The 11,696-nt window shown below is 74.9% G+C and carries 13 protein-coding genes; 1 reads left to right on the top strand and 12 read right to left on the bottom strand.

What is annotated here, in order from left to right; translation table 11 throughout:
• Positions 1-389: 389 nt before the first annotated feature.
• The 3 genes from AB0442_RS25980 to AB0442_RS25970 form a co-directional block, all read right to left on the bottom strand.
• Complete coding sequence (locus AB0442_RS25980; protein WP_366165695.1) at positions 390-1,109, bottom strand: hypothetical protein; 720 nt, start codon at positions 1,107-1,109, stop codon at positions 390-392.
• Between the two features lie 103 nt (positions 1,110-1,212).
• On the bottom strand, positions 1,213-2,085 hold the full coding sequence (locus AB0442_RS25975; protein WP_366165694.1) for a universal stress protein: 873 nt from the start codon (positions 2,083-2,085) through the stop codon (positions 1,213-1,215).
• 120 nt (positions 2,086-2,205) lie between these two features.
• Positions 2,206-3,060, bottom strand: a complete 855-nt coding sequence (locus AB0442_RS25970) for an NAD(P)H-binding protein (protein WP_366165693.1) — start codon at positions 3,058-3,060, stop codon at positions 2,206-2,208.
• 160 nt (positions 3,061-3,220) lie between these two features.
• Here AB0442_RS25970 and AB0442_RS25965 point away from each other — a divergent pair, with 160 nt between their 5' ends.
• Positions 3,221-3,550, top strand: a complete 330-nt coding sequence (locus AB0442_RS25965) for a helix-turn-helix domain-containing protein (protein ID WP_366165738.1) — start codon at positions 3,221-3,223, stop codon at positions 3,548-3,550.
• A 56-nt stretch (positions 3,551-3,606) separates the two neighbouring features.
• Here AB0442_RS25965 and AB0442_RS25960 read toward each other — a convergent pair whose 3' ends face one another.
• The 9 genes from AB0442_RS25960 to AB0442_RS25920 all read right to left on the bottom strand — a co-directional run bounded on the left by AB0442_RS25960 (position 3,607) and on the right by AB0442_RS25920 (position 11,509).
• Positions 3,607-5,055: a cytochrome P450 gene (locus AB0442_RS25960; RefSeq protein ID WP_366165692.1), complete on the bottom strand. Its 1,449-nt coding sequence runs from the start codon at positions 5,053-5,055 to the stop codon at positions 3,607-3,609.
• 90 nt (positions 5,056-5,145) lie between these two features.
• On the bottom strand, positions 5,146-5,763 hold the full coding sequence (locus AB0442_RS25955) for an ATP/GTP-binding protein (RefSeq protein ID WP_363541471.1): 618 nt from the start codon (positions 5,761-5,763) through the stop codon (positions 5,146-5,148).
• On the bottom strand, positions 5,744-6,103 hold the full coding sequence (locus AB0442_RS25950; protein ID WP_344627736.1) for a DUF742 domain-containing protein: 360 nt from the start codon (positions 6,101-6,103) through the stop codon (positions 5,744-5,746). The genes AB0442_RS25955 and AB0442_RS25950 overlap by 20 nt, the downstream gene beginning before the upstream one ends.
• Positions 6,100-6,507 (bottom strand): roadblock/LC7 domain-containing protein, encoded by a 408-nt coding sequence (locus tag AB0442_RS25945; protein WP_344627735.1) that lies wholly within the window; start codon positions 6,505-6,507, stop codon positions 6,100-6,102. The genes AB0442_RS25950 and AB0442_RS25945 overlap by 4 nt, the downstream gene beginning before the upstream one ends.
• Entirely contained in the window at positions 6,504-8,060 is a 1,557-nt protein-coding gene (locus AB0442_RS25940; protein WP_366165691.1) for an ATP-binding protein, read from the bottom strand. Before AB0442_RS25940 ends, AB0442_RS25945 begins: the two co-directional genes overlap by 4 nt.
• A gap of 544 nt (positions 8,061-8,604) precedes the next feature.
• Complete coding sequence (locus AB0442_RS25935; RefSeq protein WP_344626925.1) at positions 8,605-8,847, bottom strand: amphi-Trp domain-containing protein; 243 nt, start codon at positions 8,845-8,847, stop codon at positions 8,605-8,607.
• Entirely contained in the window at positions 8,844-10,076 is a 1,233-nt protein-coding gene (locus AB0442_RS25930) for an aromatic ring-hydroxylating dioxygenase subunit alpha (protein WP_366165690.1), read from the bottom strand. Before AB0442_RS25930 ends, AB0442_RS25935 begins: the two co-directional genes overlap by 4 nt.
• A 261-nt stretch (positions 10,077-10,337) precedes the next feature.
• The gene (locus tag AB0442_RS25925) at positions 10,338-10,781 is read right to left on the bottom strand and encodes an SRPBCC family protein (protein ID WP_363541474.1); all 444 of its coding nucleotides are present in this window, start codon (positions 10,779-10,781) and stop codon (positions 10,338-10,340) included.
• Positions 10,782-10,975: 194 nt separating this feature from the next.
• The gene (locus tag AB0442_RS25920; protein ID WP_366165688.1) at positions 10,976-11,509 is read right to left on the bottom strand and encodes a hypothetical protein; all 534 of its coding nucleotides are present in this window, start codon (positions 11,507-11,509) and stop codon (positions 10,976-10,978) included.
• Positions 11,510-11,696: the final 187 nt, after the last annotated feature.

Raw genomic sequence — 11,696 nt, 5'->3', positions numbered from 1 at the left:
CGGGCGGTGTGCGGCACCGTGGAGGCACCGGTGAAGCAGTCCTGACGATCCGTCCACGGACCGGACCCCTCGTCCGGACCCGACAGGACCGCCGAACCGGCGGCGTCCGCACCAGGGGTGGGCGGACGCGGCCCGGACTGCCGTGGGGGCCGGCCGGGCCGACGCACGGAACCCGGGGACGGCGTGGGGGCCGTCCCCGGGCGTGCCACACCGACGCGGGCGTCAGGGGCGCGCGGGGGCACCTCCCGGCCGAAGGCCGGGGGAGAACTGCGCAGTCCGGGACCGGTGCTCCTGACGGATCCGGTGCACCTACGGTCCGCGCGGTGTCCGCATCCGGGTCGCGCACTTCTCCGAGCCCCACGGGGCATCCGTACGCCGTGAAGACACGCCTATCGCACGACCGGGCTGTTGGCGGCCGCGCACTCGTCCGCGACGGTGTAGAGGCAGGCGCAGACCGGGCATTCCGCACGGCCGAAGAGGTGGGCGATGCCGTCGGCGAGCACCTGCTGTCCGTCGCGGACGGCGAGCCGGTGCATCCACCGACCCGTGCCGGTGAGTTCCTCGGCGGCCGCGGGCCGCAGGTCCCGGCGCAGTTCCTCGTCCCCGTCCCAGACCTGGGAGTAGCAGCCGAACCCGCCGACTGCGATCGTCGTCGGCGCACCGCAGTGCGGACAGTCGACGTGCACGATCTCGTCCGTGAAGTCCTCCAGGGTGTTCGCCCAGTGGTACTCCTCCTCGACGGCGAGCAGCGCTCGGAAGGCCACGAGGTAGTCGGCCGGCCGTGACCGCAGGTGCGCGTGCAGCACCCGGCCGAACTCGGCGACCGCAGGGGCGCAGTCCGCCAGCAGGTCGTCGCAGCCGTGGTGCCCGGCGGCCCGTGCGAGGATCCTCCCGGCCAGGGCGCGCGCCTGTGCGCTGCGCGGGGCGAGGCGCACCAGTCGGGGCAGCGCGGCGAAGCCCGCCGGGAAGACCAGGTCGTGTTCCAGGACGAGCCGTTGGCCCAGCTCCTGCCACGCCTCGGGGTCGTGCCGGTGTTCCACCCGCGCCAACAGTTCCGGCACGCCGTCGACCTCGAACCTGCTGTCGTACATCCCCGTCCGCTCCGCCATCCCGGCATTGAACCCCGTGGAGGCGGCCCTGCGCACCGGTGCTGCCCCGCGTCGCTCGCCGTCAGCCGCTCGCCGTCAGTCGTGCGCCGTCAGTCGTGCGCCGTCAGTCGTGCGGGACGACGGCGACCGGGGCCTGGGCGTGGTGCAGGACGGCGTGGGCGACCGGGCCGAGGTGCAGGCCGACCCGGTGGCGGCGGCGCCGGCGGCCGACGACCACCAGGGCGGCGTCCGCGGCGGTGTCGACGACGGCCTGCGCGCCGCCGGCGATCCGGCAGTCCTGAAGGACGGTCACCTCGGGGTACTTCTCCCGCCAGCCGACGAGGGCCTCGTCGAGCAGCTCGGCCTCGACGGCACGGAACTGGTCGGCCTCGACCTGCGGGGCGATGCCGCCCGCGTAGCCCCACACCGGCGGCGGGGTCCAGCCGTGCACCGCACGCAGCACCAGCCCGCGCCGGGCGGCCTCGCGGAAGGCGAATTCGAGCACCTCGGGGGAGGGCGAGCGGGTGTCGACCCCGACCACCACGGCGGCTCCCTCGGGGTGCGGGCCGTCCTGTGCCCCGGCGGACCGGACCAGCACCGTCGGCGCCTCGGACCGGCCGGCGAGGGCGAGCCCCACCGAGCCCACCAGCAGCCCGGCGAAGCCGCCGAGCCCGCGGGAGCCGACCACCAGCAGCTCGGCCCCGGCAGCGGCCTCGACCAGCACGTCGACCGGGTCCCCGCCGCCGACCAGCTCGGCCCCGACCTCCAGCGCCGGGTGCGCGGCGCGGACCTCCTCGCGGGCGTCGGCCAGCATCCGCAGCGTCAGCCCGCGGACGTCCGCGGGCCGTCCGGCGTCGGCGTGGATGTCGTCCAGCCAGGTCTGCGCGTGCACCAGGCGCAGCGGCAGCCCGCGGCGGACGGCCTCGCCGGCCGCCCAGCGGGCCGCCGCGGTGCTCTCGGGCGAGCCGTCGATCCCGGCAAGTACGTACTGGGGCATGGCAATTCCTCTCCGAGGTGAGCTGCGCGGCAGTGGCGCAGGTCCATCCTCGGCGCCCCGGACGGTACGTCACCAGGTCCGGCCGGCTCCGGAGGGCAGGGACCAAGGTCCCTGTCGCGGTCAGGCGCCCAGCGCGGCCCGCACCGAGTCGGCGAGCGGGGTGGTGGGCCGGCCGATCAGCGCGGAGAGGACCCCGCGGTCGCGGTCGAGCTCGCCGCGGCGGACGGCCGCGTCGACGTCGACCAGGATCGCCGCGAAGCCGGCCGGCAGCCCGGCGCCGACGAGGGCGTCCAGGTGCTCCTGCGGGGCGACGTCCCGGTACGCGACGGGGCGTCCGGAGCGGGCGGCGAGTTCGGCCGCGTACTCGGCGAGGTTCCAGGAGGTGTCGCCGCTGAGCTCGTAGGCGCGGTTCTCGTGGCCCTCGCCGGTGAGCACGGCGACGGCCGCGGCCGCGTAGTCGGCCCGGGCCGCGGTGGCGAGCCGGCCCTCGCCGCTGCTGCCGAGCACCACCCCGCGCTCGACGGCGCCGGCCGCGCCGGCGGTGAAGTTCTCCGTGTACCAGCCGTTCCGCAGGAAGGTGTAGGGCAGGCCGGAGGCGAGGATCGCGGCCTCGGTCGCCCGGTGCTCCGCGGCGAGGTCGAAGGTGGCCTCGTCGCCGCCGAGCACGCCGGTGTAGACGAGCCGGGCGACACCGGCGGCCTCGGCGGCCTCGACGACGGCGGTGTGCTGCGGCACCCGGGAGCCGACCTCGCTGCCGGAGACCAGCAGCACCGTCTCGCCGGCGCGGAAGGCGCCGGCGAGGGTCTCCGGGCGGCCGTAGTCGGCCTCGCGGACCTCGACGCCGCGGGCGGCCCAGTCCGCGGCCTTCTCGGGCGAACGGACGGCCACCGCGACCTGCTGTGCGGGCACCCGCTCCAGCAGGCCTTCGACGACCAGGCGGCCGAGCTGTCCGGTGGCTCCGGTGACGACGATCATGACGCGCTCCTCAGATGGTTTCGACTTCAACCACCACGGTAGGCGTCACACTAACCGATCGAAAGTACCCACTTTGAAGTACGGTACTGATATGAAGGTAAGTACCCCGCTCGACAGCGGGTCCGCCCCTGCCGCCGTCATCGGAGACGTCACCGACCGGATGTGCCCCTCCCGCGGGATCCTGGAGCACGTCACCAGTCGCTGGGGCGTCCTGGTGCTGATCGCCCTGCGCGAGCGCGGCTACCGCTTCAGCGAGCTGCGCCGTGCGGTCGCCGGAGTGAGCGAGAAGATGCTGGCGCAGACCCTCCAGACCCTGGAGCGGGACGGCTTCGTGCACCGCGAGGCCCACCCGGTCATCCCGCCCCGGGTCGACTACGGCCTCACCCCGCTCGGCGAGCAGGCCGCCGACCTGGTCGGCGGCCTGGGCCGCTGGGTCGAGCGCGCCCTCCCGGCGGTGGAAGCGGCCCGCCGGGCCTACGACAGCCGCTGACCACCGCCCACCGCTCACCACCGGAGCCGCCCCGGGACCTGCGGTCCGCGGGGCGGTCAGCGCCGGAAGACGCTCGTCAGCGCCGTCCACCAGCTGCGCCGCTGGCGCGGCACCACCGCCGCGACCGGCTCCGGGGCAGGGGCTGCGGCCGGGGTGGCAGGGACGGCCGGTGCGGCCGGTGCCGGGACGGTCGGTGTCGCCGGTACCACCGGCGGGGCGGCGGCCGTCGGCGCGGACTCGGCCGTGCGCGGGGAGAAGCTCACCGGCAGCTCGACCAGGTGCCGGGAGATCCAGGCCGAGGTCCAGGTCAACTCGGCCTCGGGGACGGCGAGTCGGAGGTCCGGCAGGCGGGTCAGCAGGATGTCGATGCCGGTCTCCGCGATGGCCCGGCCGATGTCCTGGCCCGGGCACTCGTGCGGTCCGCTGCCGAAGGCCAGGTGGGAGCGGTTGCCGAAGAGCGGCGTCGACAGGTCCGGGCGGACGGCCGGGTCGGCGTTGCCGGCCGCGAGGCCGAGCAGGAGCATGTCGCCGGCCTTGATCTGCTGCCCGCCGAGCTCGGTGTCGCCGGTGGCCCAGCGGCCCGCGACCAGCAGCATCGGCGGGGAGTCCCAGAGCACCTGGTCCAGGGCGTCGGGCAGCGTCATCTGGCCGCCGGACAGGTGGGCGCGGAACCGCCGGTCGGTGAGGACCATCTTCAGCCCGTCCGCGATCAGGTTGACGGTGGTCTCGTTCGCCGCGAGCAGTACCACCCGCAGGTGCTCCAGCACCTCGTCGTCGGTGAGCCCGGCCTCGTGCTGCATCAGCCAGCTCACCAGGTCGGCACCGGGCGCCTCCCGCTTGCGCTCCATCATCCGGCGCAGCGTCGCCACCACGTAGTCGTTGCTCGCGATCGCCGTCTCGGTGCCCTTCATGAGGTCGCGGGCGGCCTCGACCAGCCGCGGTCCGTACTCCTCGGGCATGCCGACCAGCTGCGTCATCACCAGCATCGGCAGGTGCTCGGCGAACTGGGAGACCAGTTCGGCCCGGCCGGACGCGCCGAACTCCTCGATCAGCTGGTCGGCGAAGCGGGTGACGTAGCGGCGGATCCCGCGCCGGTCGAAGCGGTTCAGGCCGTCCGTCACCGCGCCGCGCAGCCGACGGTGCTCCTCCCCGTCGGCGAACACGCAGAGCGGCTGCCAGGCGATCACCGGCATCAGCGGGGACTCCGGGGTGACCAGGCCGTTCTGGAAGGCCGTCCAGCGGCGGGAGTCCCGGGAGAACCGGGACGGGGTGCGCATCGCGGCGAGGTTCGCCGAGTGCCCGAGGACCAGCCAGGCGGGGATGTCGCCGTGCAGCAGCACGGGGGCCACCTCGCCGTGCTCGGCGCGCAGCTTCTCGTACAGGCCGGCCGGGTCGGCCTCGGCCTCGGGGCCGTAGAGGCGGCGCAGACCGTCGGGGCCGAGCCCGTGGGCGGGGCACCCGGGCGGCGGGGTGGCGGAGGTGTTCTCGGGGAACGGCGAGGTCACGATGGCTCCGGGGTCGTCGCGGGTGGCGGTTCGTCGGGGACGGGCGGTGCGGGGACGGGCGGGCGGCGGAGTGTCAGCCGGGCGGCCGGGTCACCGGGCCGCCCGGGCGGAGAGGCCGTACAGGTAGTGCATCAGCGTGAGCAGGACGTCCTTGCTGGACTCGCGGGTCCGGGCGTCGCAGGCGACGATCGGCACCTCGGGGTCCAGGTCGAGCGCGGCCCGCAGGTCCTCGGTGGGGTAACCGGGGGACTCCGGGAAGGAGTTGACGGCCACGACGAAGGGCACGCCGCGGTCCTCCAGCCGCCCGATCACGTCGAAGCTCACCTCCAGGCGCCGGGTGTCGACCAGCACGACCGCGCCCAGCGCGCCTTCGAACAGCCCGTTCCAGAGGAACCAGAAGCGTTCCTGGCCGGGCGTGCCGAAGACGTACAGCACCAGTTCGTCGGTGATGCTGATCCGGCCGAAGTCCATCGCCACCGTGGTGGAGGTCTTGCGCTCGATCCCGGCCAGGTCGTCGACGCCCGCGCCGGCCTGGGTCATCGTCTCCTCGGTGGTCAGCGGCCGGATCTCGCTCACCGATCCGACGAGGGTGGTCTTGCCGACGCCGAAGCCACCGACGATCACCACCTTCACCGCCATGGTGGCCGAGTCGGGCAGCAGGTCCGCGCTCGCCGGTCCGGCGAGCGTGTCAGAGCCTCTGTAGTCCATGGATCACCGCCTCCAGCAGGGCGCGGTCGGGGAGGATCGCCTGCGGGACGGGGGATCGCGCCTCGATCCGTCCGTCGGCGAGGAGGTCTGCCAGCAGCACGGTGACCGCGCTGGTCGGCAGCCCGAGGTAGGCGGAGATCTCGGCCACGGAGAGCGGCGAACCGCAGATCCGCAGGATCGCCGCAAGTTCCGGCTGCATGGTGGGCGCCGGTTCCGCGCGGGAGACGATCAGGGTGACCAGGTCGAACGTGGCCTGCTCGGCCAGGCCGCTGCGGCCTCGCGTGATCACATAGAGACGTTCGGGGATTCCCTCGTCCCAGTCCTGGTCGCCTGCACTCATGCGACCTGCTCGCCGTTGCGGGGCGGTGTGCTGAGATGCTCGCCGATCCTGGCGACGAGGTCCCGCATCCGCTGGCCCATCAGGCCCGCGTCCACGCCCTCGTCGGCGAGCACCGCCAGGTAGGCCCGGGCGCCGGCGGACATCAGGTAGAAGAAGCCGCCGCTCACCTCGATCACCACCAGCCGCATCCGGCCGTCGCCGTGCGGGAACTCGTGGCCCACGGCGGTGGCCAGGCTCTGCAGGCCGGCGCAGGCGGCGGCCAGGCGGTCGGCGGTGTCCGGGTCGGTGCCGTACTGCGCCATCCGCAGGCCGTCCGCCGACAGCACGATGATGTGGCGGGTGTGCGGGACGCCGTTCGCCAGCTCCTTGAGCATCCAGTCCATGTTGCTGCGCTGCTGAATCACTGCTCGCCCTTCCCTGCCGACTCTTCACTGGTGGGGCCGGCCGTACCGGTGGACGGCGTGTGGCCGTTCACCCCCTCGTGGAACGCGGCCAGCCACATGCCGGGCTGTACCGGTGCCTGGGCCGGCTCGGGGACCCGGGAGACCTCCGGGCCCGGCCGGGAGGGCCTGGCGTGGCGGCGGCGCTGCGGCAACCCGTTCGGGGCCCGCTCGGCCACCACCGGAATCTCGTTGTCCGTACGGCCCGACTCCGCGAGGATCCCCGCGTTCGACCCGAACGACTGGCCGGCGGAGAGCGCGCCCGCCGTCGTCCGGCCGTACGGCCGGGGCTCGGAGGCGGGCTGCGGGATCGCGCCCGGGACCGGCCGCAGACCCGCGGCGGCGCCGATGCCGTGCGCCCGGCCGGTGGCGGGGGCCGTGGTGATCAGCTGCTGCGGCACGATCAGCACCGCGCGCACCCCGCCGTAGGCGGACGGGCGCAGCGAGACCTGGAAGCCGTACGCCTGGGCGAGCCGGCCGACCACGGCCAGGCCGAGCCGGGGGGTCTCGCCGAGGTCGTTGAGGTCGATGCCGGCCTGTGCGTCCCGGAGCATGCGCTCGGCGCGGGCCCGGCCCTCCTCGCTGAGGCTGAGGCCGCCGTCCTCGATCTCGATCGCTATCCCGGCCTGCACCTCGGTGGCGGACAGGTGCACTCTGGTGTGCGGCGGCGAGTAGCGGGTGGCGTTGTCCAGCAGCTCGGCGAGCGCGTGGATGAGCGGTTCCACGGCGGGGCCGACCACGGCGACCTCGGAGACCGGGTGCAGTTCGACGCGGCGGTAGTCGAGGATCCGGGAGATGCCGCCGCGGAGCACCGAGTACAGCGGCACCGCCCGGCTCCACTGGCGGCCGGGCCGGGCGCCGCCGAGGACGGCGATGCTGTCCGCGAGGCGGCCGATCAGCGCGTTGCCGTGGTCGAGCAGCAGCAGGTCGTCGAGGACGGCCGGATCGTTGCCGTGCCGGTCCTCCATGGTGCGCAGGTCCTGGGCCTGCCGGTGGACGATCGCCTGGACGCGGCGGGCGATGTTGACGAAGGCCCGCTGGGCGGACTCGCGCATGCCCTCCTCGTTGTCGACCGCGTCCAGCACGGTGCGCAGCACGGCCTCCCGCGCGGCGCGGAACTCGTTGGCCGCGCCGGCCTCCCGGCGCTCGAACGCCTTGAGGACGTCCTCGGGGAACTCGCCGCGCTGGAGCCGGGCCACCGCCTCGGGCAGGGCGACCGTGGCCAGTTCGAGCGTTTCGGCCTGCTGCCGGGCCAGCCGGGCGTTCAGTTCTTCCTCCTGCCGGGCGCACTGCTCCCGCAGGGCGGTCAGCGCGCGCCCCCGGCGGGCCGCCTCGGCGGCGGCCGCGGCCACGGCCGCCGTGCACGCCAGCCCGCACCAGAGGACTCCCGCGCGGGCACCGGACGAGACCACCGAGACGGCGGCGACCACGGCTGTCGCTGTCACCACCGTGGGCAGGAGCCACCCGAGGACGGGAGCGGAGACCCGGTTGGCGGGGGGCGATCCAGCACGAAGCATCGGCATCCTCAAGCGATCGAGCGGGTGGCGGGGGACGGACGGGCGGCGGCCGCTCCGGGGGACGTGGGGGGCTGCGTCTGGCGGGCGGCGCGGCACCCGCGTCGGTCCGGGTGACCTGGTGCGACGGCGGTGCGGCGGGCCGAGCCGGAAGAAGCATAGCCGGTTTCCGGACATGTCTGACGAGACCTCAAAAACACTACTACGCAGGTGAATCAGTGCATTCATGTGGAACGTGCCAGGGTTTCGGCCAGGTATTCGCACGCCGGTGCCCGGCAGCCGTGCGGCGGGCCCGTCGGTCCGCCGGTCGCTGCCGCCAACCAGACTTGCCGCACCGGGAGTTGTCATGGAGGAGTCCGGAGCCGGATTCGCTCGTGCGGGCGGACTTCGGGTTCAGCTCCGCACCGGATCGAGATCTTCTGCTATGGCGTGACCAACGGCGGGGCGGACACGGACCGGCGGGAGCGCACCCCTCCGGGCGCACTCCCGCCGGTCCCGCCCCGCTGCCCCGCCGACCCCGTCGGTCGGCCGCGGCGGTCCGTCCCGCTCAGCCGTCCGCGGCCTCCCCGGTCGACCACTTCAGCTCGATCTCCACCTCGATCTCGCCCTCGCCCGACTCCACCTCCAACTCGGTACGGAGCTCGTCGGGGACGCGCAGCGTGAGCACTCCCGGGCCGAGCTCCAGCTCGGCCGAACCGCCGTGGCGCAGCGCGGCCGCCAGCGCCTCCAGCTGCGCCGCCGCCTCGATCCGCGACAGCGAGCGCTTCTGTTCGAACTTCAGGTCCTTCACGGCTGTCTCCGATCGGCCGACTGCGGTTCGGCGGACGCCCCGGCGAGCCCCTCACCGGCGCGGGCGGCGGAGCCGTTGGGGTACGGTGCCCCGCCGGGGCCCGCGGCCGGCTGCGCCGAGAGCGGGACGCCGTTGCTGCGCAGCACGTCGCGGACGTCCAGGATGAGCGGGAACACCTCGTGGTTGCGGTCCGCGCCCTGCTCGTCCCAGGCCCGCTGTTCGGCCTCCACCGCCATCCGGTCCTGCGCGAAGACCCGCTCGGTGAACCGCCGGATGAACGGCCACGCCACGTGCAGCGCCCCGGGGACGGGCGGCTTGGCGATCATCAGCAGGCCGTAGGCGTGGTTGGTGCGCTGCTCGGCGTCCTCCGGCACGTACGCCGCCCAGAGCGAGAACGCCGGGAGTTCGGCGTCCTCCGGCACGTCGTGCAGGGTCTGGTACGGGTACTCGGTACGGATGGTGATGACGTCCGGGCGGTCCTTGCCGCCGAAGCCCTCGGCGGACAGCAGGCCCGCGCCGCGGTCCTTGCGACCGCCGGCCGGCACGAAGAGGTAGCGCGCCTCCACGGACCGCGGCCCGCTCTCGTACCCGAGCAGCTCGGGCCTGATCCGGCCCAGCACGCCGCGGTGCAGGAACTGGTGGTTCATGTCGAGCAGGTTCTCGTGCATGAACGAGTAGTGGCACTTCACCGTGCGGGAGAACGTCATGGTGCGGTGCGTGGGCGAGCCGAACTCCGGCAGCACCGGGAACGGCGCGGACTCGGCCTTCTCCGGATCGCCAGGGAAGACGAACACCAGCCCGAAGGCCTCCCGCACCGGGAAGGACCGCACCCCGCGCGGCGGCCGCTCGCAGCCCTTCGGCAGGTACGGGATCTGCGAGATGCGGCCGTTCCCGCGGTAGGCCCAGGCGTGGTAGCAGCAGCGCAGGATCTCGTCCTCCACCACGCCCATGCTGAGCGGCACCTGGCGGTGCGCGCAGCGGTCCTCCAGGGCGTAGACCCTGCCGCTGCGGCCGCGGTAGAGCGCGATCCGCTCGCCCGCGAAGACGGCGGCGAAGGTGCGCTGCCGCTTGACCTTCCGCGACACGGCCACCGGGTACCAGAAGTCCGGGTTGACGCCGATCCGCCGGAGGTCCGCGGCCGACTCGCCGCGGCGGCCGTCCGGCCGGGCCGGGGTCGGCGCCGCTCCGGCGGAGGGCTGCCCGTCGACTCCGGGTCGGGCCTCGGTCATGTCCTGCTCCCTTGCGCTCGGGCCGGCAGGGTGCCCCGCGGACGCGGAGGTCCGGGACGCACACCCGCGAACCGGCCGGCGTGCTCGGCGCAGAGCCGCTCCGGCGCTGATCCGCCGGACCCGGGACCCGTCCGACGGGCCCCGGCGGCACTCCACCTCCCCACGGTCGCCGGAGCCCGCCCGGACGGCAACTCCGCGGGTGCGCCCACCGGTTGTCCCGGCGGGGCGACGGCGCTGCGGACCGCCGCCGACCGCGGGTCGTCAGGAGTGCTCGACCGCGTTCTTGATCCGCTCGCCGAAGGCCGGTGCGTCCTTGCGGGCGGCGTGCAGGGCCGGGCCGAGCAGCAGCCGGCCCAGGCCGTGGCCCTCCAGCTCGTTGAAGATCCGCACCCTGGTGCGGCCGTCCGGCAGCGGTTCGAGGTCGTAGCCGCCCTCGGCGGTGATGAGGTTCTTGCTCTGCTCGGCCCAGCGGACCGTGCGGGGTGCCTCCAACCGGGTGATGCGGAACTCCCGGGCCGACTTCATCCCGGCGTCCTTCACCGTGCTGCGGAAGACCGTGCCGACGGTGGTCGGGCCGTCCGGCGACTTGGTGATCCGCTGGACGCGGGGGCTGAACTCGGGGTCGTGCCGGCCGTCCGCCAGATAGGCGAAGACCTGGTCCACCGGCCGGTCGATCTCGACGGTCGCCTCGAACTGTCCGGACATGTCCGCTCCTCGCTGGGCGTGGGGGCGTGGTACGGCCAGGATCCCAGGGGTCCCGGGCCGGTGCCTCCCCGCCGCCCCGGGCCGGAACGGGTGGGCGCGTGCGGTCGTCCGGCTTGCCGGACGGCGGGCGGCGCCCGACGATCCGGCAGGTCGCGTCCCCCGCCCGGGCCCGGCCCCGGCTCGAGCGGCAGCGGTCAGCCGATCGCCCGCGCGTAGGCCTGCGCCTGTTCGGGCGTCAGCAGGTGCGACACCCGGACCACGACCACACCCGAGCGGTACACGTAGTCGGGCCGGGCGCCGCCGGTCCCGGGCTGCTGCCGGCCGGCCAGGTCGTCGGCCCGGGCCCCGGCGTCCTCCGGGGCGGCGAAGACCTCCACGGCGCCGCCGTAGGAGACGGCGTCGCGCCGGCGCCCGGCGGCCTCCTCCCTGGCCAGCGGGCTGTCGGACACCCGGGTGTCGTCGAAGGCGGCCTTCGACGCGTACTGGCCGGGCCGGCCGAGCAGCCCGTCCGGGTCGTCGGCGCCGGTGTAGGTGACGGTCAGCCTCACCGGGAGTCCGGCGGCGAGCAGGCGCCTGGTGACGGCGGCCGCGTCGCCGACCGCCCGGGTCGGGCCGGAGACCGGAGCGGCGGCGGGCCCGCCGGCCGTGGCCCCAGGACCGGGGTCGGCGCAGGCGGTCGCGGCCGCGAGGACGGCGGTGCAGACGAGGGCGGTGGTGCGGACGCGCATGGGCTCCCCAGGGTCGGCGGTGCGAGGCGCCGACGCTATCGCCGCAGCGGGGCGGCCGGCCCGGCGCGTTGCGGAGCCGTGATCCGCCCGTCGCCCGATCAACACCCGGCCGGGGCGGTGGAGTTGTCCGAGCGCGGCGTCACCGTGCGGGGCGGTGCCCCTGCCGGGCCGGACGCGCGATGCGCTC

This window comes from Kitasatospora sp. NPDC085895 (assembly GCF_040702125.1).
Classification (GTDB): domain Bacteria; phylum Actinomycetota; class Actinomycetes; order Streptomycetales; family Streptomycetaceae; genus Kitasatospora; species Kitasatospora arboriphila.
Note: the sequence above shows the minus strand (reverse complement) of the source record. Positions and strands in the feature narration are given on the sequence as shown.